This window comes from Streptomyces atratus, assembly GCF_014648655.1.
GTDB classification, from domain to species: Bacteria; Actinomycetota; Actinomycetes; order Streptomycetales; family Streptomycetaceae; genus Streptomyces; species Streptomyces atratus.
Genome location: NZ_BMRN01000006.1, coordinates 2922 through 24330 on the forward strand (window position 1 = coordinate 2922; position 21409 = coordinate 24330).

General features: G+C 69.9%; 22 protein-coding genes, 1 tRNA gene and 2 pseudogenes. 15 read left to right on the plus strand and 10 right to left on the minus strand.

All coding sequences use genetic code 11. From position 1 onward, the window contains the following. Nucleotides 1–367, plus strand: a pseudogene (locus IEZ15_RS12090) (transposase family protein); the annotation flags it as partial. A gap of 81 nt (nt 368–448) precedes the next feature. Here IEZ15_RS12090 and IEZ15_RS12095 read toward each other — a convergent pair. From IEZ15_RS12095 to IEZ15_RS12120, 6 genes are all read right to left on the minus strand, one after another. Continuing rightward, complete coding sequence (locus IEZ15_RS12095) at nt 449–1723, minus strand: cytochrome P450 (RefSeq protein ID WP_189276479.1); 1275 nt, start codon at nt 1721–1723, stop codon at nt 449–451. Beyond that, complete coding sequence (locus IEZ15_RS12100) at nt 1720–2523, minus strand: alpha/beta fold hydrolase (RefSeq protein ID WP_189276480.1); 804 nt, start codon at nt 2521–2523, stop codon at nt 1720–1722. Before IEZ15_RS12100 ends, IEZ15_RS12095 begins: the two co-directional genes overlap by 4 nt. 126 nt (nt 2524–2649) lie before the next feature. Beyond that, complete coding sequence (locus IEZ15_RS12105; protein ID WP_189276481.1) at nt 2650–4770, minus strand: ATP-binding protein; 2121 nt, start codon at nt 4768–4770, stop codon at nt 2650–2652. After that, a complete protein-coding gene (locus IEZ15_RS12110) occupies nt 4767–5597 on the minus strand; it encodes a Pvc16 family protein (RefSeq protein ID WP_114245633.1) in 831 nt (276 codons plus the stop codon). Before IEZ15_RS12110 ends, IEZ15_RS12105 begins: the two co-directional genes overlap by 4 nt. A gap of 28 nt (nt 5598–5625) precedes the next feature. Next, nucleotides 5626–7620 carry a VWA domain-containing protein gene (locus IEZ15_RS12115; protein WP_229845854.1) on the minus strand — a complete coding sequence of 665 codons (1995 nt, stop codon included), beginning with the start codon at nt 7618–7620 and terminating at the stop codon, nt 5626–5628. Nucleotides 7621–7902: 282 nt separating this feature from the next. After that, nucleotides 7903–8529, minus strand: a complete 627-nt coding sequence (locus IEZ15_RS12120; RefSeq protein ID WP_114245632.1) for a helix-turn-helix transcriptional regulator — start codon at nt 8527–8529, stop codon at nt 7903–7905. 211 nt (nt 8530–8740) lie between these two features. Between IEZ15_RS12120 and IEZ15_RS12125 the strand changes: the two genes are divergently transcribed. Further along, a complete protein-coding gene (locus tag IEZ15_RS12125) occupies nt 8741–10072 on the plus strand; it encodes a COG1470 family protein (protein ID WP_189276482.1) in 1332 nt (443 codons plus the stop codon). Between the two features lie 34 nt (nt 10073–10106). Here the strand turns inward: IEZ15_RS12125 and IEZ15_RS12130 are convergent, their stop codons facing one another. Next, complete coding sequence (locus IEZ15_RS12130; protein ID WP_408907015.1) at nt 10107–10922, minus strand: eCIS core domain-containing protein; 816 nt, start codon at nt 10920–10922, stop codon at nt 10107–10109. 336 nt (nt 10923–11258) lie between these two features. Between IEZ15_RS12130 and IEZ15_RS12135 the strand changes: the two genes are divergently transcribed. Then, a complete protein-coding gene (locus tag IEZ15_RS12135) occupies nt 11259–11876 on the plus strand; it encodes an HhH-GPD-type base excision DNA repair protein (protein ID WP_189276484.1) in 618 nt (205 codons plus the stop codon). 2 nt (nt 11877–11878) lie between these two features. Here IEZ15_RS12135 and IEZ15_RS12140 read toward each other — a convergent pair. Continuing rightward, nucleotides 11879–12340: pseudogene (locus IEZ15_RS12140) on the minus strand (helicase HerA-like domain-containing protein); the annotation flags it as partial. Between the two features lie 183 nt (nt 12341–12523). On the opposite strand from IEZ15_RS12140, the gene IEZ15_RS12145 reads away from it, so the two are divergent. Both IEZ15_RS12145 and IEZ15_RS12150 read left to right on the plus strand, forming a co-directional pair. Further along, nucleotides 12524–12820: a type II toxin-antitoxin system VapB family antitoxin gene (locus tag IEZ15_RS12145; protein WP_072488263.1), complete on the plus strand. Its 297-nt coding sequence runs from the start codon at nt 12524–12526 to the stop codon at nt 12818–12820. Nucleotides 12821–12984: 164 nt separating this feature from the next. Then, nucleotides 12985–13578: a LytR C-terminal domain-containing protein gene (locus IEZ15_RS12150; protein WP_189276886.1), complete on the plus strand. Its 594-nt coding sequence runs from the start codon at nt 12985–12987 to the stop codon at nt 13576–13578. A gap of 47 nt (nt 13579–13625) precedes the next feature. Here IEZ15_RS12150 and upp read toward each other — a convergent pair whose 3' ends face one another. Beyond that, the gene (upp, locus tag IEZ15_RS12155; protein ID WP_114245628.1) at nt 13626–14261 is read right to left on the minus strand and encodes a uracil phosphoribosyltransferase; all 636 of its coding nucleotides are present in this window, start codon (nt 14259–14261) and stop codon (nt 13626–13628) included. Nucleotides 14262–14365: 104 nt separating this feature from the next. On the opposite strand from upp, the gene IEZ15_RS12160 reads away from it, so the two are divergent. The 9 genes from IEZ15_RS12160 (at nt 14366) to IEZ15_RS12200 (ending at nt 19998) form a co-directional block, all read left to right on the plus strand. Continuing rightward, nucleotides 14366–14593, plus strand: a complete 228-nt coding sequence (locus tag IEZ15_RS12160; RefSeq protein WP_189276486.1) for a hypothetical protein — start codon at nt 14366–14368, stop codon at nt 14591–14593. Between the two features lie 187 nt (nt 14594–14780). After that, a complete protein-coding gene (locus IEZ15_RS12165; RefSeq protein ID WP_114245626.1) occupies nt 14781–15341 on the plus strand; it encodes a tRNA adenosine deaminase-associated protein in 561 nt (186 codons plus the stop codon). Between the two features lie 102 nt (nt 15342–15443). After that, complete coding sequence (gene tadA, locus IEZ15_RS12170) at nt 15444–15872, plus strand: tRNA adenosine(34) deaminase TadA (protein ID WP_189276488.1); 429 nt, start codon at nt 15444–15446, stop codon at nt 15870–15872. A gap of 78 nt (nt 15873–15950) precedes the next feature. After that, nucleotides 15951–16035 (plus strand) — tRNA-Ser (locus IEZ15_RS12175). A gap of 457 nt (nt 16036–16492) precedes the next feature. Then, entirely contained in the window at nt 16493–16657 is a 165-nt protein-coding gene (locus tag IEZ15_RS12180) for a hypothetical protein (RefSeq protein ID WP_189276491.1), read from the plus strand. 9 nt (nt 16658–16666) lie between these two features. Next, nucleotides 16667–16960, plus strand: coding sequence for a Dabb family protein (locus IEZ15_RS12185; protein WP_114245624.1), 294 nt, complete (start codon nt 16667–16669; stop codon nt 16958–16960). 198 nt (nt 16961–17158) lie between these two features. Continuing rightward, a complete protein-coding gene (locus tag IEZ15_RS12190) occupies nt 17159–18031 on the plus strand; it encodes an RNA polymerase sigma factor SigF (RefSeq protein WP_189276493.1) in 873 nt (290 codons plus the stop codon). 235 nt (nt 18032–18266) lie between these two features. After that, nucleotides 18267–19133 (plus strand): RNA polymerase sigma factor SigF, encoded by an 867-nt coding sequence (locus IEZ15_RS12195; RefSeq protein WP_093900059.1) that lies wholly within the window; start codon nt 18267–18269, stop codon nt 19131–19133. Nucleotides 19134–19200: 67 nt separating this feature from the next. After that, on the plus strand, nt 19201–19998 hold the full coding sequence (locus IEZ15_RS12200) for a hypothetical protein (RefSeq protein WP_189276495.1): 798 nt from the start codon (nt 19201–19203) through the stop codon (nt 19996–19998). A 39-nt stretch (nt 19999–20037) separates the two neighbouring features. Here IEZ15_RS12200 and IEZ15_RS12205 read toward each other — a convergent pair whose 3' ends face one another. Next, nucleotides 20038–20256, minus strand: a complete 219-nt coding sequence (locus IEZ15_RS12205) for a hypothetical protein (RefSeq protein WP_189276497.1) — start codon at nt 20254–20256, stop codon at nt 20038–20040. A 569-nt stretch (nt 20257–20825) separates the two neighbouring features. On the opposite strand from IEZ15_RS12205, the gene IEZ15_RS12210 reads away from it, so the two are divergent. Next, on the plus strand, nt 20826–21344 hold the full coding sequence (locus IEZ15_RS12210; protein ID WP_189276499.1) for a MarR family winged helix-turn-helix transcriptional regulator: 519 nt from the start codon (nt 20826–20828) through the stop codon (nt 21342–21344). The last annotated feature ends 65 nt before the right edge of the window (nt 21345–21409 follow it).

A 21409-nucleotide genomic window follows, 5' to 3' on the forward strand; every position in this document is an offset into this window, starting at 1 on the left:
ACGAATCTGACGATGCGGCAGCTCGCCCCGCTCTTCGGTGTCTCCAAGTCCGCAGTCGGCCGCATCATCGACCATCTCGGCCCGCTGCTGGCCCTGCGGCCCCGACGCCGCTTCGCCAAGGACACCGTCCTGATCGTCGACGGCACCCTCGTGCCCACGCGCGACCACACGGTGGCTGAGCAGTCGAAAAACTACCGGTACTCCACCGCACAACAAGTCCCACAAGCAAGTACGCGCCCGCGTCGAGCACGTCTTCGCAAGGATGAAGACCTGGAAGATCCTGCACGACTGCCGCCTCAAAGGCGACGGCGTTCACCACGCCATGAGTGGTATCGCGCGACTGCACAACCTGAACATCACCGGATAGGGGAGCGAGCCGTCAGCGCAACGGTGTTCGCACCCCTCAGGTGATCATTGCGGGACAAGTCTTAAGCAGACAGATCGAACGTCAGGCACCGGCCAGCCGCACCGGCAGCGACTTCAGCCCGTTGATGAAGTTCGACACCAGACGGCGTGGTGGGGCCGCGAGGTGGAGTGGGCCGCATGGCAGGGCTTGTCGCGCCTCCTCGTACAGCGCCCGTAGCTGCAGCCGCGCGAAGTGGGCGCCCAGGCAGACGTGCGGGCCGTCGCCGAAGGAGATGTGGGGGTTGGGGGTGCGCGAGAGGTCCAGGGCGAATGGGGTGGGGAAGACACGTTCGTCGTGGTTGGCCGAGGCGTGGAAGACGACCACCTTGTCACCGGTGCGGATACGGGTGCCAGCCAGCACCGTGTCCTGGGTGGCCGTGCGGCGGAAGGTGAGGACCGGTGGGTGGCGGCGGAGGAGTTCGTCCACGGCCGTCGTGAATCCCACATCGCCGTTGCGCAGGCGGTCGTACGCCTCGGGGTTCTCCGCCAACAGGTGCAGGCCGCCGGGGGCCGCGCTGCGTACCGTGTCGTTTCCTGCCACCACCAGCAGGAAGAAGAACATCTCCAGTTCCGGCGCGGTGAGTTCGGGGTCCGTAGCCAGGGCTGTCATCACGTCGTCGCCGGGGTGTCGGCGCTTGTGCGCCGCCAGTGCGTGCGCGTAGTCGAACATGTCGCGCAGTGACGCCGGGGACCTCGGGTTGACCGGCTTGCCGTCCGGGCCCATTACCGGTGTGCCGGCTTCGTCGGGGTCCTGGTAGCCGATGACGCGCTGGGTCCAGTGGAGGAGGAGCGCGCGGTCGGTGTCCGGTACGCCGAGCAGGTCGGTGAGGTTGAGCAGGGCGTAGTCGTCGGTGACCTGGGCGACGAGGTCGCAGGTGCCGTCGCCGGCCCGCGCCTCGGTGACCGCGCGGGTGAGCAGGGAGCGGGCGCGTTCGCGGACGACGGTCTCGAAGCGGTCGATGCGCTTCGGGGTGAAGGCGCGGCTGACGAGTACGCGCAGGCGTCGGTGGTGGGGCGGGTCCTGGTTGAGCATCATGCGGCGGATGAACGGGAGGTCGGCGGGGTCCGGGTCGCGGATCTGGGTGGCGCCCAGGTACGAGGAGTAGGTCCGGGAGTCCTTCAGTACGCGGACGGCGTCCTCGTGCCGGGTGATCGCCCAGAAGCCGGGGCCCGCCGGCCAGCCGAGCACCTCCGGCTCCTCCTGCCACGCCACGGGGTGGTGGTCGCGCAGGTGACGGTAGTGGTCGTGGGGGATGCCCTGCCCGTACTGCCTGGGGTCGAAGACGTCCGGCACGGACACGGAGCCGGAGCCGGTCATGCCTTCGCCTCGCCGTCCTCCGCGTCCTCCCCGTCCGCCCGCAGGAAGTCCTCCACCACGCGGATCAGGTCGAGCGGGGCCTCGTCCATCGCATAGTGGCCGCACGACGGCAGCTCCACCAGTTCGGCCCGCGGGAACCAGCGCATCCAGGTGGCGCGCTGCAATTCGGCGGAGAGGGCCGGGTCCAGCGCACCCACGACGGCGAGAGCGGGTACGGGCGAACCCTCGATCCGGTCGTGGAAGTCCTCGCCCGCCCAGGAGTCCAGCCAGGCCCGGAACGCCTTCGCGTCGCTGCACGCGACCGAGCGGCGCACCATGCGGTCCAGCCAGCCTGCCGGGCGCCGGCCCCCGGTGGTGGTGTCGAGGATGATCCGCCGGTTCTGCGGGGTGTACGCCGCCGCGGCAAAGAGTTCCCACTGCTCGGGCGGGAGCGGAAGGCCGGACGCGGGGACGGGCGAGACCCCGACGATCCTGCGTACCCGCTCCGGCGCGGCGGCCAGTGTCCGCTGGATGACGGAGCCGCCCATCGAGTGGCCGATCAGCGAGAACCGCTCCCAGCCGAGCCGGTCGGCCAGCGCGAGCACATCCTTCGCCCCCTCGGCAGTGGTGTACGAACCGTCCGTATCCCGCGCCTCGCCGTATCCCCGCAGGTCCACCACCGCGTACTGGAACGAACCGAGGTCGAGGTCCGGCAGCACGGGGGCGTACGCGGAGCGGTCGGCAAGCCAGCCGTGCACCGCGATCACCTTGTGCGGGCCTTCGCCGTGCAGTTCGTGGGGCAGAACAGACAATGCGGTCACGCTGACTCCCGTCGCCGTACGGAAAGGAACCGGCCGGTCACCGACCGGCCCCCGCCCACGGTGGCGCCAACTCCGGGCCGGCGCAAGGGCACCCGCGCTGGATCGGGCCAGGGTCTTTCGTTCGGGTCAGGCCAGCAGCTCCAGATACGGGCCGAACTCCGATGCCAGGGTCAGCCGGCCCAGCTTCTGGTACTCGCGCTGGATCGCGTGGATCAGCGTCGGCATCGTCACCGGTTCGCCCGTGTCCGCCGCCAGGTACGCGGACGTCACCGCGACCGAGCGGATGTTGCCGCCCGCCAGCTCGAAGTTCTCCGCGCAGAAGGCGAGGTCCAGGTCCTTGCCCCGGGGCAGTACGGGGCCCAGGCAGCGCTCCCAGAGAACGAGGCGCTGTTCGGGGTCCGGGACCGGGAAGTCGATGACGAGGTCCAGACGGCGGGTGAACGCGTCGTCCAGGTTGGCCCGGAGGTTGGTGGCGAGGATGGCCAGGCCATCGAAGGACTCCATGCGCTGGAGCAGGTACGCGCTCTCGACGTTCGCGTAGCGGTCGTGGGCGTCCTTCACGTCCGAGCGTTTGCCGAAGATCGCGTCCGCCTCGTCGAAGAGGAGGACTCCGTTCACGCCTGCGGCTTCCGAGAAGATGCGTTCCAGGTTCTTCTCCGTCTCGCCCACATATTTGTCGATCACCGTCGCCAGATCCACCGTGTAGAGGTCCAGGCCCAGGTCCGCGGCGATGACCTCCGCCGACATCGTCTTGCCGGTGCCCGAGTCGCCCGCGAAGAGGGCGGAAACGCCCCGTCCCCTGCCACCTCCGGGGCGCATACCCCACTCCCCCAGGACCCGGTCGCGATGCCTCGCGCGGGCCGTGAGTTCGCGGAGCTGGGCGTGGGTGTCCGGCGGGAGGACCAGGTCGTCCCAGGTGACGGTGGGTTCGATGCGGCGGGCCAGGCGGTCCAGGCCCGCCGCGTTCTGGGCGCGGGCGCCCTGGCGTACGTGGTCGGGCGTGAGGGTGCCGCCGTCCAGGTGGGTGGTCTGGGCGGCGCCCCGGGCGGCGCGGGTGATCTGTTCCGGTGTGAGGAGGAACGGTGAGAGCAGGCGGTCCACGTCGATGGTTTCGGGGACGGGGGCCTCGTACGCGTCGGTCCAGAGGGCGGCTCTGGTCGAGGGTTCCACGCGTGGGGCGTGCAGGAGGAGGGGCGGGGCGGCGGACCAGGCGGCGTCCCAGGGGGCCCGGCCCACCAGGATCGTGGGGACCGGGGTGCCGGTGAGCCGCCGCAGGAGTTCCGGGTGTTCGCGGGAGACCGCGTCGAGCGGAGCGCAGACCAGGCCGGAGCCGGTCAGTCGGGCCTCGCGAACCAGGGAGCGGACCGCCTCAACGGGGGACGGGTCCTCGGCCAGTCGCGCCAGATCCAGGCCCAGGACCCGGTGGCCCGCGAGGGTCAGCGCGGAGGCCGCGAGGGCCGTGCCCGCGCCGCCCTGGTCCTCGCGGAGGTAGGCGAGCGAGGCGCCTCGGGCAAGGGCCGCAGCCAGCGGAGCCGGGTCGCCGACGCCCGGTACGGCGTGCCAGGGGGCGAGGAGATCGGCCAGCCGGGGGTCGGGGGTGTCGTCGCCCAACAGGTGCGCGGTGACCCGGTCGGGAACGCGGAGCGCACGGCTCAGGAACGGACGGTCCAGGTCCTCGACCAGGAGGAGGCGGCCCTCACGCAGTGGGGCAAGTGCCGACAGCCGACCGCGCGCCACCTGGTCGGCGGGGGACAGACCGCAGAGCCCCAGGGCCAGACCGATGGACGGGCGGCGGCGGGTGACGTCGTCGTTCAGGTAGCCGTAGAACGCCTCGAAGCGGTCGTCGAGATCCGGTACGAGCGTGATGAGGAGAATCTCGATGTCGAGGGCGGTGAGGTCGAACTCACCGGCCAGGGACGTGAGTCGGGATGCTTCGGGCAGGGCGGTGAGCCGGGAGGCCCGGGTCGGCGTCTCGGCCGACGTCTCGGCCGGCGCACCGTGTGGCGCACCGGGCGGCGTCTCCGTCGCCGTCTCGTCGTGGTCCGGAACGGGCGACGGGAAGGCGCGGGCCTCCTCCGCGTCCAGCAGACGGGCGATGTTCTCGTCCGTGAGGTAGAGCCCACGGAAGGCGTCGTCCGGGTCCGGGTCGGTGAGCTGCCGGGCCTCGACCGCTCGTCGGATGCGCTGCTCCACCGCTACCGCACGGGCGAGGAGATGGCGCAGGTTCGGGTCGCCTGCGGTTGTCATTCGGCGCCGTCCTCCGTGCTGTCCTCGACATGGTCTGCCGCGCCGCCCCGCATGCCGTCCGCCGCAGCGGCCTTGCGGCTCTCGGTGATACGGAGGGACAGACCGCGCGGCCGTTCCGTGTCAGAGGTACGGGGGACGCCCCCGCCCGGACTGCCCGGACCGTCCAGCCGGCCAGGGCGGCCCGGTCGGCCTCCGTACACCGGAAGTCCTCCGCGCCCCGGCATCGGTTCCGACAACGGCTCGGCCCCCTCGGGTATGTCCCCGAAGCGGGCCTGCAACCCCTCGTCCCCCACCGGCGGGCCGACCACATAGCTCGGCGACGCCGTCACCGGCACGCTGATCACCAGGTCCAGCGAGGGCTTCAACTCGCCACCCAGCGCGCTCCACACGTCGGCGAACGAGCGGTCCTCCGGCGGCGGCAGCGCGATCGACATCGGTACGGCTGCCCCGATCTCCGCCAAGGTGCCCGTCAGCCGCTCCGGAGGCAGCGCCTCGTAACGCAGCAGGCAGCCGAGCAGCGACGAGAGCAGCCGGTGCTCGTCCTCCGGGCGCTTCGTCCATGCCGTGATCAGGTACGAGAGCTTGAAGAAGCGGGGTGGGCGGCGGCGCGCGATGATTGTGCCGCGCTCGTCGTACTCGTTGTGCAGCCCTCGCTCACGCCTCCGCATGTCCTCGCGGATGTCGTAGAGGTAGAGGTTGACCATGGGTGCGTTGACCTTCGCCGCCCATTCACGGGTCGGGGCGTCGAAGACCACCGCGATCTGGACGCCTTCGAGCACCTCCGCCCTGATCAGGGCCCGCAGTACGTCGTCGACCTCGTGGATCATCCGATCACTCCCGTACGGTCGTCGGCGCTCATGCGCGGCCCGCGAAGTCCGGTGGCTGGAGATTCCGCTGGACCACCAGGACCGGTTTCTGCAGTCGGTCGAGGTCGCGCGAGTCCGCCCGCAGCTTGCGCGGGCCGAGCTTGTCCTTGCGCAGAACCAGGATCTGCACCTCGAAGGTGCCGTCGCGGCCCACCGTGGCGACCGATCCCTCGGGGGTGATGCCGGTGTTCCACGTGAAACGTACGGTCGCGCCCGGCGGGTAGTCCTTGCCACGGGCCAGCACCGGCTGGCCCGGCTTCGCGACCTGCGGCGTGACGGTCAGCGAGGGCTTCAGGACGCGCAGCCGGTCGGTGCCCTGATTGTTGGCCTTGCGGCGGTCGGGCAGCGTGCCGCGCGCGGTGGCCCGTACGTCCCCGGTGATCGCCGCGCGGTACGTCGCCGTCTGGGTCACCTCGATGCGGCCACCGGCCGGGATGGTGCACGGTTCGGCCTCCGTGCAGCGGGTCAGGGCGGGCAGGCTGCGGTCCTTCGCCTTGGACGGTTTCGGCCAGGCGGAACCGATGACCACGCCGGTCGCCGGGTCCGGACCGGCGTTGGTGACGGTGAAGCGGGCACGGGCCGGCCGGCCGGTGTACGTACGGTCCGGGCTGACATCGACCTTCATCGCCACATCCGCCGAGGGCGGCACGGGGGCCTCAAGGACCTCGATCTGTGCCGTGTCCGTCCCGGTGTTGCCCGCCGAGTCGGTGGCCGAGCAGGTCACCGTGGTGCTGCCGACCGGGAAGAGCGAGCCGGAGGGCGGGGTGCAGGTCACCGGGAGCGTGCCGTCGGTGGCGTCCTGGGCGGTGGCGGCGTACGTCACGCGCGCGCCCTTCTTGTCCTTGGCCCGGACGGTCAGATCGTCCACGGTGACGACGGGCGCGTCGATGTCGTTCACGTCGATGTTGATCTGTTCCTGGAAGTCCGGGTCGGCCGCAGCGGCCGGCCCGATCGTGTCCGTGCCCGGGGCCTGGGTGCCCATCAGGAACTGGACGGTGCAGCTCAGCCGGGTGCCCTGGGGTGCGTCCGCGGAGACGTCGATGTTCTCCGCGAAGTGCGCTGTGTCCCCGCTGGTGACCTGCCGGATGGGCGGGTCCAGGCTGACGGACAAGTGAGGGTCGCAGTTGTCGAGGCGGTAGCCGACGGAGGTGGGGAGGTTGTTGAAGCCCTCGATGATGGCTTCGGTCACTCCGTCCCCGGGAATTCCGTTGAGCATGCGACCGTTGGTGGCTGCGGTGATCCGTTTGGCCTGGTCGGGCTCGTGGTACGGGTCCTGGTACGTGGGGCTGGTATATCCGTCGCCGTTGAGCCCGTCACCGTTCTCGGTCGTCACGTCGACGGCGATGACGCGTATGCCCTTGTCCTGGAGCGCGAACACCGCTTCCTCGTAAGGGATCTTGTTGCTGGGGTTGTGGCTCGACGCGTCACCGACCAGGACGACCACAGGGCTGGCGCCGTCCCGGAAGACGGTTTCGCCGTCCGCTCCGTTGGCCACCTTCCACAGCGCGTAGATCCAGTCCTCGGACGGGCCCTTGCTCCTGCCGCCACGGGTGATGGTCAGCTTGTCGACACCCTGCTTCTGTACGTCGTCCAGGTTTGACGTCAGTCCTTGGAGGACAGCGAACTCCGCTGTCGGATCGTCCTTCTCGTCGCCATAGGTGGCCACCGCAAAGCGCGAATCCTGCTGCTGTTCACGGACCTTCTCCGTGATGGACCTCAAGCCCGTCTGTACATCGCCGATCGGGACGCCCATGCTCTTGGTGCCGTCCACCAGCAGCACCACATCCGGCTTCGGCGGAATCGCAGGCGTACGCACCTGCTTGGCCACACCCGTGGAGCCGCCGGGGTCGACCGCGTCGGTGAACTCGGCGGGGGTGACCCAGGGCTCGGGGACGGCCACCGTCGGCGCCCCGGAGGTCACGGCCGAGCCGGGGGCGATGCCGGTGGCCACGAGGAGAAGGGCCAGCGCCGGGACACGGAGCACGGCGAGGGTCCTGCGCGAGACGGAGGACCGGGGCCGGGTCACCGGACCCGACCGCGACCGCGGCGCCCGCTGAAGCGGCTGGAACCAGCGCACGGAAGTCTCCCCACCCTCGGCCGATCGGCATACCGGACGCCACGGTCCCGTAAGCGCAGCCGACCCGCAGCGGTACAGGAGTCACACCCCCGGGAAACCCCCGCTGCCCTTTCGGGCAGCGGGGGATCTACCGAACTTCCGGATCTGCCGTAGCCGTCAGAGCTGCCGTATGCGTCCGTACCGGACGGCTCAGATCAGCCCCTGCCGCATCGCGTACGCCACCGCGTGCGACCGGTTCCGCAGCTGCAGCCGGGTCATCACCGAATGCAGCACGTTCTTGATCGTGCGCTCGGAATAGGCCAGCTTCGTCGCGATGTCCGCGGTGTCGTACCCCTCCGCGACCAGGCGCAGCACATCCACCTCGCGCGCCGCGAGACCGGTGAAGTGCAGACCGCGCGGGCCGAGCACCTGTCCCTGGAGGCGACCCACCTCCTCGAGCAGTCTTCCCAGCAGGTCGGAGGGCAGATGGCCCTCGCCCCGCGCCACCGTCCCGATGACCTGCACCAGATGCTCCGGGGTCGACTCGGAGCGCCTGACCACACCGGCGACGCCGCACTCCGCGGCACTCACCAGTTTCTGCTCGTCGATGTCCGTGGTGACGAGGACGGTGCGTGAGGTGCTGGTGCGCTGAATGTGGCGCAGCATCGTCAGCACCTCCTCGTCGACCGCGTCCACGACGACCACCACGATCTGAGGTGAGGTGTCGCCCTCCCCCCACTCCGTCACGCTGACCTCGGGACGGGTACGCAGCTGACTGGCCACGCCCGCCTGCGAGATCGGATCCTGGGCCCGTAATGCGACAGTGATGCGCTCCATGGCAATGCTCCCCCTGAGCAGCAGCCGCTGGCATCACACTGAACACAACCATCACGGCTGCTTACGTGTGCCTCACTCGTCTTGAGGCGGTCAGACGATTCCCGCGTATGCCTACAGGGAAACAGAAAAGCCGATCCGGGCACAGAATCTGCCCGGAAGTGTTCCTTCACGGCCGATGTCAGCGTTCGGCGCCGACCCTACGGTGCGCCCTATGAGTCTCACGGCAAGCCTCGACGATTCGTCCGTCACTGCCGCACCGGGCGAGGAGACGGCCCTCCCTCTGCGGATCCTCAACTCCGGCAGCACCGTCGAGGAATACCGCTTCGAGGTGGTCGGTGCGTGTGCCGCCTGGTCGACGGTGGAGCCGGCGACCCTGTCCCTGTATCCGGGCGACTCGCAGACGGTCTCCCTCGTACTGCGGCCGCCCCGCGACTCGACCGTACTCGCAGGGGAGACGACCTTCGGGATCCGCGTGGTGCCCACCAGCGAGCAGGGCGACACGGTGGTGCCCGAAGGGCGGGTGACCGTACTCCCCTTCACCGAGACGACCGCCGAGCTGGTACCGCGCAGCTCGCACGGCGCCTGGCGCGGCAGGCACCAACTCGCTGTCGACAACCGGGGAAACACCCCGGCGACCGTACGGCTGGGGGCCCAGTCCGGTACGGAGCGGGCCCGGGTCACGTTCGCGGCGGACGCCCTGCAGATCGCCCCCGGCCGGGCGGAATTCGGGAAGCTGCGGATCCGGCCGGCCAAGCGCGTGTGGCGCGGTACGCCTGTCACGCACCCCTTCCAGGTGGTCGCCACGCCGGTGGTGGCGGAGGGTCAGGACCCGGTCGCACCGGTGGTCCTGGACGGCTCGTACCAGCAGGAGCCCATCCTGCCGCGCTGGCTTCCCAGGGCGCTCATCACTGCGGCTGTCCTGCTGATCGCGCTGGTCGGACTCTGGTACGCGCTGCTGCGGCCGGCCGTGAAGTCGGCGGCCCGGGAGGCGATCACGCCGGACGCGGTCCGGTCCGCCGCCGCGGCCGACAAGAGCAAGGCCCCGGACAACGGCTCGACGGCCGGAACGGGATCGGGCGGAGGCGACTCCTCCGGTGCGAACGGGGGCTCACCGAAGCCCAGCCCCTCACCGAGCCCCGGCGCATCCGACGGCGCGACCGCCGCGGCCGCCGCGGCCCCGACCAGTGCGCAGGTGCAGGTCAGGGACTCGGTGGGCGGCGGGTCGAACACCTCGACGGCCCTTCAGGTGCCCAGCGGACACACATTCCAGCTGACGGACATCGTCGTTCAGAACCCGCAGGGCGACGCGGGCACGCTCGTGGTCTCCTCCGGCCGGGGCGCGCCCGTGCTCCGGCTGGCACTGGAGAACTTCCGGGACTCCGACTACCACTTCGTCACGCCGATCCTGGTGCCCGCGGGCGGCAAGGTCACGATGACCGTCGACTGCCGGAAGGTGGGCAAACCGGTGAACGCGCCGACGCCTTCGCGGTGTGCGGAATCGCTGTTCCTCGGCGGCACGATGCGGACGGACACGGCGGGCTGACAGCGCGGATCGGGCCGGCCGGTACGCGGGCCCGTCAAGCAGGCGGAGCCTCTTCCTCCGCCTCGGCCCCTTCCTCCGCCCGTTGGACGAAGGAGCCCTGCACATCGGCAGGTTGCTCGTCCTCGTCCTCCGTCGCCGCCCTTTGCACAGCAGGCGTCGCGACGGGGGACGAGTCATGACCGGCCGCCCCTGTCACAGCCGCCGAAGCCGGGGCCGGGGCCGGGTCCGACAGCACCCGGTCGGCGTTCGCGACGGCCTCCCGCTCGAACCGGTCGGACGGATCGCTCACCCGGATACCGCCCGGCGCCTGCGTACCCTCCACCGGGCCGTTGCGCTGCTGGATCACATGGGTGAGCTCATGGGCCAGCGTGGTGCGGCCCTGCGGCGAGGACGGATCGTACGCGTCCCGCTGGAAGACCACGTTGTTGCCGACCGTGTACGCGTGGGCGCCCACGCCCTTCGCCGACTCGTGCGCGGCGGAACCGGTGTGGATGCGTACGTCGGAGAAGTCCGCGCCCATCCGCCCCTCCAGATCGGTGCGGGTATCGGTGTCCAGGGGCTGCCCGCCGCCGGACGAGACCACGTCGTGCACGGGGGAGCGCTCTTCCTCCTCCCGCCTCTGGAGCATCGACCCCACGGCACTGTTGCCGACCGCCCGTTGGAGCACGCTCATGCCGCCGGGCCCGACCACATCGGCCCGCCCGGCGGCCGCCGCACGGTAGAGATGCGGGGTGTCCGCCGCCTCCCGGCCCTCGGTCGCCCTGGACGCGTGCAGGGCTTCGTCGTGCTCCTGCCCGTGCCCGTGATCCCGCTCGTGGTCGTGTTCCTGGTCCCGTTCCTGTGCGTGCATCGTCATCTCCCCTGACCGCGCCCCGGTCGAAGGCGCGTCGTGATGGCCCCACCACTCCACCTTCACGACGTGTCACTGCCTCGTCCAGCCCGGACCCCGCCGGTCAGGGGCAGCCGACGGTGCCCCTTCGGGCATCCGGACCGTTCGTACGGTCCCGCGAAGCCCGCCGGCCCCGCAGCCGCCCCCGATGTCAACTCCGGGTCCGCCGACCGCCGCTGACAGTCACACTCGGCAGACGTCGTCGCGTCGCCTCCTCGAACGGAATCCGGCGGCAAACGGCTGCACCGGCGGGCAGTGGGGTGGCCGGGCCGCGCCGCCGTCGGGATGATCGAAGGCATGACCAAGAGCAACAAGGACCAGGACATCACCCTGCGGATCGCCCAGCAGCCGGAGGCGGACGAGCTCCTCGCACGCAGCCCGCTCGCCGCTCTGATCGGCATGCTGCTGGACCAGCAGGTGCCGATGGAATGGGCTTTCTCCGGCCCGTACACCCTGGCCGGGCGGATGGGCGGAGACGACCTGGACGCTCATGAGATCGCCGCATACGCCCCGGAGGCCTTCGCCGAACTCTTCTCCGCCAAACCGGCGCTGCACCGCTATCCGGGCTCCATGGCCAAGCGGGTCCAGCAGTTGTGCCAGTACCTGGTGGCGGAGTACGACGGCGACGCGAGCGCGGTGTGGAGCGATGTCTCCAGCGGGGCCGAGCTGCGGAAGCGGCTGAACGCCCTGCCGGGGTTCGGCACCCAGAAGGCGCAGATCTTCCTGGCACTGCTCGGCAAGCAGTTCGGGGTCCGGCCGGCGGGCTGGCAGGAGGCGGCCGGGCCGTACGGCGAGGCGGGTTCGCGCCGGTCGGTCGCCGACATCACCGGCCCTGAATCACTGGCCGAGGTCCGCGCGTTCAAACAGCAGGCCAAACAGGCGTCCAGGGCGGCCAAACGCGCAGCCGACAAATAGCCAAGCACCTTGGACAGGAGTACGGGGCCGAAGCCGGTGACCGTCGCCCGCAGCGGAATACCGGGCCCGATGCCGCCGAGCGCGTAGAACTCGCACGGGAAGCTCTTGGCCTCCCACTCCTGTCCGGCCTGCCCGGCCCGCTCGGTGACCTTGTCGCCCGGCGCACCGGGAGCGGCAATGCCCGAGACATCTCCATCGGTGCCTGCGAGGAAGACCGGAACACCGTTGGCCGAGAGCTGTTAGGCGATCAGCTGGATCGTCTTGGTCTTGCCGGTGCCGGTGTCGCCCGGGACGAGTCCGTGCCGGTTGAGCATCGCCAGTGGAATCCGGATCTGCGCATGGGGCAGGCACACACCGTCCCAGAGCAATGCGCCCGGATCGAGGGCGGCCCCAAAGACGGCGTACCCGGCAGCGGTCTCCTGCGCCGGCTGCGGCAGAACCCCGGCGCCTCCGCCCGACGCCACGCCCGTGTCCGGCGCGTCGGTGTCCGAACCTCCGCCGGTGCCCGAACCCGCGTCCTGGCCCGTGCTGTCGCTGCCACTCACCACGGCCCCTATTCCGGAATGCCCGCTTTATGGCGTTCTTGCCGGCATCACAGTCCCGCCCCATGGCTGCGCCCGGAGGCTCTCGCCCGGTAGGCTTTCCGTGTGATCTTCAAGCGCATCGGAAATGGGCGGCCTTATCCCGACCACGGCCGGGAAAGCACCCGGCAGTGGGCGGATGTCGCGCCGCGCCCGGTCCGCCTCGATCAGCTGGTGACCACCAAGGGCAATCTGGACCTGGAGACCCTCCTCGCCGAGGACTCGACGTTCTACGGCGACCTGTTCGCGCACGTCGTGAAGTGGCAGGGCGACCTCTATCTGGAGGACGGATTGCACCGCGCGGTCCGCGCCGCGCTCCAGCAGCGCCAGGTACTGCACGCCCGGGTACTCGAACTCGGCTGACGAAGCCCGGCGGGTTCCCTCCACGGGCCCGCAAGCCCTGCGGGCCGCTCCGGGTTCGTTCGGGTGCATTCGCACCCGGACGGGTGCGATCCATTGATCATTTAGTAGGCATCATCACCGGGTCGCACTACGCTGCGCCCATGAGCATGCTCACTCCCCCCGGCATGGGCGGAAAGTACCGCATCACGGGCGACAAGTACCCGCGCATGCGCCGCCCCCGGCGTCGCGGCAAGCTGATCCTCGCTGCCACCGCTTCCGTGGTTGCCCTCGGACTGGTCGGATGGGGCACGCTGCAGCTCATCGACGTCTTCACGGGCAGCAACAAGAAGGCCGGCGCCGTCGGCCACTCGACGGACTGCGCTCCGGCCAAGCCGTCCGCGCCCGCCAAGGCGCTGCCGAAACCCGCGAAGATCACCGTCAACGTCTACAACGCGACACCGCGCAGCGGGCTCGCCAAGAAGGCCGCCGACGAGCTGAAGAAGCGCGGCTTCACCATCGGCAAGGTGGGTAACGCCTCGGCCACGTACGACAAGAAGGTCGCAGGTCCGGGGGTGCTGTTGGGCGCCCCGTCGGCCACGAACGGCTCGCTCCCGGTCCTCGGCACACAGCTGCAGGGGGCCGTTGCGAAGACCGACGCCCGCAAGACGGCGGACGTCGATCTGATCCTCGGTACGAAGTTCAAGGCGTTCAGCACGCCCCAGTCGGCCGCCGCGGCCCTCGCCGCCCTGGCGAAGCCGGCCTCCGCACCGTCCTGCTGACGGCTGCCGGGTCGACCCCGGCAGCCCAGCACATCCCGCTCGGGGCTCTAGTCGACCGTGCCGTACATCCGGTCGCCCGCGTCACCGAGACCCGGGACGATGTAGCCGTTCTCGTTGAGCCGCTCGTCGACCGAGGCGGTGACCACGGTCACCGGCGTACCCGCCAGATCGCGTTCCATCACCTCGACGCCCTCGGGCGCCGCGAGCAGCACGACCGCGGTGACATCGTCCGCACCGCGCTTGATCAGTTCCTGAATGGCCGCGACCAGCGTGCCGCCGGTGGCCAGCATCGGGTCCAGGACGTACACCTGGCGACCCGAGAGGTCCTCCGGCATCCGCGTCGCGTACGTGGACGCCTGCAGCGTCTCCTCGTCGCGGATCATGCCCAGGAAGCCCACCTCGGCGGTCGGCAGCAGCCGCACCATGCCGTCGAGCATGCCGAGACCGGCCCTCAGGATCGGTACGACCAGGGGGCGCGGGTGCGACAGCTTCACACCGGTCGTCGGTGTGACCGGGGTCTCGATGTCGACCTGTTCGGTGCGCACATCCCGGGTGGCCTCGTAGGCGAGCAGGGTGACCAGCTCGTCGGCGAGCCGCCGGAAGGTCGGGGAGTCGGTGCGCCTGTCGCGCAGGGTGGTGAGTTTGTGCGCGACCAGTGGGTGGTCGACGACGTGGATCCGCATGGGCTCAACAGTAACCGGGCCTCCCGCACCCGTGCGCTGGCATCAACCGCATGTTCGGAGGGAAGGTGGGGGGCATACGGACCCAGCCTTGGGGTGATGAGCCGATGCCGGACGGGGAACAGCAAAAGCGGGACCGGCCGGACACGCCGGCCCCGCAGGACGCAGAGGGCCGGCAGGACCCGCAGCAGGCCGACGCGGCGCGCCGCAGGCGGCGCGCCCAGTTCCTGCGCGAGCTTCATGAGGCGAAGGCGCTCCGCGACCGCGTCCAGCCGCGCCGGGCCAGGGCGGCCCGGATGCGCCAGGCCATGCGGATGCGGACCTTCCGCTGGTAGGTCGGACGGCGGCCCGGTGTCCCCCTGGTGGCGGCGTCCAGGAGAACTGATGGCCGACGCAACGGCCGAACTCCTCTCGCAAAGCCTATGTTTCTGCCACGATTCCGATGGGCGGGACGCAGGACAGCCGGGCCACCGGCTGCCCTCCCGCCGGACCGACACCCCTATGACCAGTGGGAGAGTCACGGTGTACTTCGCCGCACTGCTCGCGCGCACCGAAGACGGGTGGGAAGCGAGCGACACGGAACTCGACGATGTGGAGACCCTGTCCGACCTGACGGATCTGGCCCGTGAGGCCTCGGTGGACGAGGACACTGTGCTCGTCTTCATCGAGCAGGAGGACGCCTGGTTCGGCGTCGTCCGGGTGGACGGTGAGGAGGACCCCCGGATCTTCATCTCGGACGCCACCGCCGCCGCCCGCTCCTCGTACGGGGAGATCCTGCTCACCGATGAACTGCTCGGCCGCGAACCCGGGGCCGAGGACACGATTGCCGCCCTCGAAGAGCTCGTCGGCCTCGACGGTACGGAGGACGGCGAGCCGGACATCACCCCCGACAACGACAACGACGATGACAACGACGACGACGAAATCGATGCCGACGCAGTACCGGCAGGCCCGCTCGGTGACACCGGGATCCTGGCCGACCTCGGGCTCCCCGAGGCGGAGCTGCTGATGCTGCGGACGGACGCACTGGTGGAGATCGCGGACGCGCTGGGTGCGGCCGAGGTCCTGGAGACCGTCCGTTAGGGTCCGCGGGTGAGCGAACCACCGCACCCGCAAGGACCGCCGGAACCGCACGAACCCGTAAGAGACCCACACGATCCCGTGAGAGACCCGTGGCGGGCGCACATGCGCCGCGCCCTGGCCGAGGCCGAGCTGGCGGCGCGGGCCGGCGATGTGCCGGTCGGCGCCGTCATGCTCGGCCCGGACGGTTCCCTGCTCGCCACGGGACACAACGAACGCGAGGCGACCGGCGACCCGACCGCGCACGCCGAGATCGTCGCCGTCCGCCGGGCCGCAGCGGCGCTCGGTCAATGGCGGCTGTCCGGATGCACCCTGGTGGTCACCCTGGAGCCCTGCACGATGTGCGCGGGCGCGCTTGTGCAGTCCCGCGTGGACCGGGTGGTCTACGGGGCGCGGGACGAGAAGGCAGGCGCGGCGGGCTCGCTCTGGGACGTCGTGCGAGACCGCCGGCTCAACCACCGCCCCGAGGTGATCCACGGAGTACTGGAGGACGTCTGCGCCGATCAGCTGACGGCGTTCTTCCGCGGCCTCTGACCAGGCTTCCGCTCGTCCGCGGCCTGCTGCGGCGAATCGGATTTCGGCGGACGGCCGGGATGGTCTAAGCTCTCTCTCGGTAGCGTGTCCGAGCGGCCGAAGGAGCTCGCCTCGAAAGCGAGTGTGGGGAAACTCACCGAGGGTTCAAATCCCTCCGCTACCGCTCTTGTGAAGGGCCCGGCGCATCGCGTCGGGCCCTTCGGGTTTTCCGCACCTGCATTCGCGGATACGGACACGGCTGTGGTCCCGGGCGCGTCGGTCGTCGCACCCGGGACCACAGCCCGCGAAGTGTTGGCCGGGGGAAGCGGCATCGGGGGGACAAGCCGCTCCCCCCGATGAGAACGGGCCCTCAAGCCCTCGCCGCAGTCAGGGGAGGCTCGCGGCGAGAACCCCACAGTGAGGTCCCGTTCCTCGCCCCAGCGGATTCCTGCCGGATCCGCTGGGGCTCACCGTCCATCCTGCGGCCTGGCAGAAGCCTTACGAGCAGGCAAAGGGCCCCGATCACCGGGCCCTTGGTCCTTAAAGGCCATGTGAGTGGTCGGAAACATCAGAGGGATACGGCCATTCGTGCGGATAGAATCGCCCGACTGCACAGGGGATCGAAGGCGAGGCAGGGGCTGATGGTGCAAGCGAAGAAGATAGCTCTCATCGTGGTAGTCGTCTTCGTTATGTACACGATCATCACGTCCCCGGAGCGGGCGGCTGATCTTGTCCAGGTAGGGTTCGAGGGCATTTCGAGTGCCGCACAGGGCATCGGCGACTTCATGTCCGAGCTCGTGAAGTAGGAGTACCCCATGATCCGCCATCTGGTCCTGTTCAAGCTGAACGACGGCGTCGAGCGGGACGACCCGCGGGTCGTCGCCGGCGCGAAGGCCTTCCAGGAGCTGGCGGGACAGGTCCCCGAGCTGGAGTTCTGGGAGTGCGCCTGGAACATCACCGACCGGCCGATCGCGTACGACTTCGCCATCAACTCCGCGGTCGCCGACGAGGACGCCCTGAAGCGTTACATCGAGCACCCCGCCCATCAGGCCGCCGCCGGGCAGTGGCGCGCGTTCGCCACCTGGGTGATCGCCGACTATCCGTTCTGATTCGCCCGGTCCGCCTGATCCAGCCGGTCCCGCTGAGCCCCTCGCCACCACGGTGAGGGGCTTTTCTTAGCGTTTAAACCAAGTTGACCCCAACACGACGCTATACGGTGCTTGCACACAGTGGACATGTCTTGTGATGCTATGACCGCTTTTGACGGATGAGTTGACCGAAGTTGACCGCAAAGGGGTGGCGTGACCGTGCCGGCCAGTGCAGCGCCTCAAGTGCCTCCCCAGACCGTCCAGCCCGTCGAGCCTGTCGAGACCGTCGAGACCGAGACGCCCGACAGCACGACACCGCCCGCCAGGGCCAGGGGCGCCGACACCAGGGCGCTCACCCAGGTCCTCTTCGGACAGCTCAAGAACCTTGAGCCGGGGACCCCGGAGCACGGCCGCGTACGGGCGGCGCTGATCGAGGCGAACCTCCCCCTGGTGCGGTACGCCGCGGCGCGCTTCCGGAGCCGTAACGAGCCGATGGAGGACGTCGTCCAGGTCGGCACGATCGGGCTGATCAATGCCATCGACCGGTTCGACCCCGAACGCGGTGTCCAGTTCCCGACCTTCGCGATGCCGACCGTCGTCGGCGAGATCAAGCGGTACTTCCGCGACAACGTACGGACCGTCCACGTCCCGCGCCGGCTGCATGAGCTCTGGGTCCAGGTCACCGGCGCCACCGAGGATCTGACGACCGCTCACGGCCGCTCTCCCACAACCGCGGAGATCGCCGAGCGGCTGAGGATCTCCGAGGACGAGGTGCTGGCCTGCATCGAGGCCGGCCGTTCCTACCACGCGACCTCGCTGGAAGCCGCGCAGGAGGGCGACGGGCTGCCCGGCCTGCTGGACCGGCTCGGCTACGAGGACCCCGCCCTCGCCGGGGTCGAGCACCGCGACCTGGTCCGGCATCTGCTCGTACAGCTGCCCGAGCGCGAGCAGCGCATCCTGCTGCTGCGCTACTACAGCAATCTGACGCAGTCGCAGATCAGCGCCGAACTGGGTGTGTCCCAGATGCATGTGTCAAGGCTGCTGGCCCGTAGTTTCGCCCGACTTCGATCCGCAAACAGGATCGAGGCGTAACCGGAACGGGTAGAGCGCTCGAAGTCCGGTTCGGGCGGCCGAAATGCCGCACACCCCCCGTTAACTGCGCAGATGCCACAAAGACTTGTCGACATGTCACTACAGCGTGTTGCCGACATGTGACATTCTGCGGGAACCGCGTTTGCCGTGGCCCCGCCGCCGGTATTCAGGTGGAGGCTGCGTTCCTCCGATGGTCGCGGCTCAACGCGACCGTCCGCGACCTCAAGGGGGTGGCATGTCCGCAGAACAGGGCAGCTCGAAGGTGCTCACGCTCACGAAGAGCGCACCCGCACCCGTTGTGCTCACCAGCTCGTCGGAAGCCATCGACACCCGCACTCTGTCCCGCTCCCTGTTCCTGCGGCTCGCCGCACTGGGGCCCGCGCCGGGCCCCGATGGAACGGACAGCCCGGAGCGTGCCTACGTACGGGACACACTCATCGAGCTCAACCTCCCGCTGGTGCGTTACGCCGCGGCGCGGTTCCGGAGCCGCAACGAGCCGATGGAGGACATCGTCCAGGTCGGCACGATCGGCCTGATCAAGGCGATCGACCGGTTCGACTGCGAACGGGGCGTGGAGTTCCCGACGTTCGCGATGCCGACCGTCGTCGGGGAGATCAAGCGCTTCTTCCGCGACACCTCGTGGTCGGTGCGCGTCCCGCGCCGCCTCCAGGAGCTGCGGCTCGCGCTGACCAAGACCAGCGACGAGCTCGCCCAGAAGCTCGACCGCTCGCCGACCGTGCCCGAGCTGGCCAAGGCGCTCGGCGTCTCCGAGGAGGACGTGGTCGACGGGCTGGCCGTCGGCAACGCGTACACCGCCTCCTCGCTGGACTCGCCCTCGCCCGAGGACGACGGCGGCGAGGGCTCCCTCGCGGACCGGCTCGGATACGAGGACTCGGCACTGGAGGGCGTCGAGTACCGCGAATCGCTCAAGCCGCTGCTGGCCAAACTCCCGCCGCGCGAACGCCAGATCATCATGCTGCGGTTCTTCGCCAACATGACGCAGTCCCAGATCGGCGAGGAGGTCGGCATCTCGCAGATGCACGTCTCACGCCTGCTGACCCGTACGCTCGCCCAGCTCAGGGAAGGGCTCATCGCAGACTGACCGCCGTGGACCGCCACACCGTGGCACGAGGGTTCCGATTTGACGGGCCGTCAGCCACACTGGCGCGATGCAACGTCAGATACGCGACTCGACCGGCCGCCGGGGCACCGTGATCGCCGCCTCGGTGGCCGTGCTGTGTCTGGGCGGAGCGCTGGCCGCCTGCGGCGGCGGGACGGCGGACGACGGCTACGTGGCGGTCGGCGCGGCAGGCGCGGGCCCCGAGAGAGCGCCGTCGGGAGCGGTGGCGCCGTCGGGGAAGGTGACGCTGGTGCCGCTGGACAGGGGTGGCAAGGGCGGCGGGAGTGCCGGAGACCGGGCCGGCGGCAGCGGGCCTTCGCCGGCCGCCTCCGCCGCGGGCGACGGCTCCGGGGGTACGAGCACTGCCAGTGGCGCGGCCGGCCGACCGCGCGGCACAACCGGCCCCGGCACAGTCGGCGCGGGCAACGGCACCGGCAGTGCGGGCGGCGGTACGGACGGTACGACCGGCCCCGGTGGCCCCAAAGGCGGCTCCACGGGCCCCGCAACCCCCTCGGCTCCCGGCTCCACCGCGCCCGCGAGGCCTGCCGTGCTGGTGGTGGGTGCCCCCGAGCGGGCGGCAGCGGACGAGCGCTGGTGCGAGAAGGTGACTGTGGAGTTCCGCAACACCGGAGGATCACCGGCGCGCTCGGGGACCGTCACCTTCGCCACGCACATCATCGGCGGGCTGGGGATCGACTGGGCGACCATCGAGTCGACCGAGCCACTGCCCGCGCCGATCGACGCGGGAGCGGCGCGGACGAAGACGTACACCGTCTGCGTGGACGCCTGGCGGGTGCCCCTGGGGATGCATGTCGAGACCCGGGACGTCACCGCCGTATTGAAGTGACGGGTGGAGGCAGGAGGTACGGAAGAACCGGTGCGCCGGTCAGCCGAGCGCGAGCCAGGCGACCGCCGCGAGGACGACGATCACCGCGACGACGATGACGATCACCCCGGTCTTCGACCCGGACGAGGCAGCCGGCTGCTGCCGGCGCTGCGGCTCGCCCTCGTCGACGAAGGCGCGGAACATCTGGGTGCTGCCCGCGGGGTCGTAATTGCCCTCGGGGCCCTGGGGGTTGCCATTTACCGGCGGCTGATTACGCATGGATACGTTCCCACTCGATCGGGTGAAGTGCTCATCGGATACTGCGATATGAAGCCTGTGGAACTGTAGCGTCGTCACGTGCGAGACGGTCCTGCGGCCAACGCTCGACCCCTCCCGCACCAGGGGCTCCGCCCGCCACGGACTGGCATCACGCGCGTGACGCGTGCCGCTACCGGGGTGCGAAAGCGGAGAACCAGGTCGCCCAAGACCGTTCGGGAGGGCCCGTCAGACGCACAGCTCCTCGCGTCGGGCGCCAAGGAACGGTTGTGTGCCATGGGTCAGGACCCTAGCGGTCCGGCGACACCCCATGCCCCTGCGGGGTGTCAGCCGGGCCCCGACTGACACTCGGGGGCTACTGCCGTTTCGGAGCCGCCGTCCACGCCTCCGGTGTGGCACGAGACACACCCGTCACGGCCCACGCCCCACACGCTGGGGCTTTGACCCGAGCCCTACGCAGCCTTTTGCTTTCCTTTACTTCTGCAAGCTCCATTTCGTTTGCCTGCAGCAACCAACAGCTTCTATGGTTGCCCTAAGCAACAAGATGAACCGGTGAGATGTCTGGAGGGCCCGTGGCCGTACGAAGTCAGTACGAAGAACTGGCCCGGCAGCTCAGCGCCATCGGGGCCGTCAAGCGGGGTCTCGCCCGCATGCTGCCCCCCGAATGCCCTGGCGGCTCGGCGGCCGTACTGGCACTTCTCCGTGAACACGGCGAAATGCGGATCAGCAGACTGGCCGAGCTGATGGCCGTCGACATGTCGGTGACCAGCCGTCATGTCGCCCATGTGGCAGAGCGCGGCTGGATCGAACGCTCCTCGGACCCGGCGGACAAGCGGTCCCGCATCCTGCGGCTGACCCCCGCCGGACACGACGTGCTCAGCGATCTGAACCGCCGGACCACCGAAATGTTCATCCACAACCTCTCGGACTGGTCCGACGACGACGTCGGACAGCTCAACACGCTGTTGGCCAGGCTGCGCGACAGTTTTGCCTGTCGCGGCCCCGGCGGGTGCCTCCCCGGAAAGCACACCAGCGACTGCTCCCGGCATGCCGACAGCGACAACGACTCGCACACCCGTACACCTGTGTAACAGAAGCAAAGACAAGGAACTCAATGGCTACGACCACACCAACCGGTGTGCGGGGCGGCCACGCC

What these genes read in the sequence shown, in the direction of transcription:
- IEZ15_RS12095 (WP_189276479.1), bottom strand. Translation starts at nt 1,723, where the DNA reads ATGACCGGCTCCGGCTCCGTGTCCGTGCCGGACGTCTTCGACCCCAGG.
- IEZ15_RS12105 (WP_189276481.1), bottom strand. Translation starts at nt 4,770, where the DNA reads ATGACAACCGCAGGCGACCCGAACCTGCGCCATCTCCTCGCCCGTGCG.
- IEZ15_RS12110 (WP_114245633.1), bottom strand. Translation starts at nt 5,597, where the DNA reads ATGATCCACGAGGTCGACGACGTACTGCGGGCCCTGATCAGGGCGGAG.
- IEZ15_RS12120 (WP_114245632.1), bottom strand. Translation starts at nt 8,529, where the DNA reads ATGGAGCGCATCACTGTCGCATTACGGGCCCAGGATCCGATCTCGCAG.
- IEZ15_RS12125 (WP_189276482.1), top strand. Translation starts at nt 8,741, where the DNA reads ATGAGTCTCACGGCAAGCCTCGACGATTCGTCCGTCACTGCCGCACCG.
- IEZ15_RS12130 (WP_408907015.1), bottom strand. Translation starts at nt 10,922, where the DNA reads ATGCACGCACAGGAACGGGACCAGGAACACGACCACGAGCGGGATCAC.
- IEZ15_RS12135 (WP_189276484.1), top strand. Translation starts at nt 11,259, where the DNA reads ATGACCAAGAGCAACAAGGACCAGGACATCACCCTGCGGATCGCCCAG.
- IEZ15_RS12150 (WP_189276886.1), top strand. Translation starts at nt 12,985, where the DNA reads ATGGGCGGAAAGTACCGCATCACGGGCGACAAGTACCCGCGCATGCGC.
- upp (WP_114245628.1), bottom strand. Translation starts at nt 14,261, where the DNA reads ATGCGGATCCACGTCGTCGACCACCCACTGGTCGCGCACAAACTCACC.
- IEZ15_RS12160 (WP_189276486.1), top strand. Translation starts at nt 14,366, where the DNA reads ATGCCGGACGGGGAACAGCAAAAGCGGGACCGGCCGGACACGCCGGCC.
- tadA (WP_189276488.1), top strand. Translation starts at nt 15,444, where the DNA reads ATGCGCCGCGCCCTGGCCGAGGCCGAGCTGGCGGCGCGGGCCGGCGAT.
- IEZ15_RS12180 (WP_189276491.1), top strand. Translation starts at nt 16,493, where the DNA reads ATGGTGCAAGCGAAGAAGATAGCTCTCATCGTGGTAGTCGTCTTCGTT.
- IEZ15_RS12185 (WP_114245624.1), top strand. Translation starts at nt 16,667, where the DNA reads ATGATCCGCCATCTGGTCCTGTTCAAGCTGAACGACGGCGTCGAGCGG.
- IEZ15_RS12195 (WP_093900059.1), top strand. Translation starts at nt 18,267, where the DNA reads ATGTCCGCAGAACAGGGCAGCTCGAAGGTGCTCACGCTCACGAAGAGC.
- IEZ15_RS12200 (WP_189276495.1), top strand. Translation starts at nt 19,201, where the DNA reads ATGCAACGTCAGATACGCGACTCGACCGGCCGCCGGGGCACCGTGATC.
- IEZ15_RS12205 (WP_189276497.1), bottom strand. Translation starts at nt 20,256, where the DNA reads ATGCGTAATCAGCCGCCGGTAAATGGCAACCCCCAGGGCCCCGAGGGC.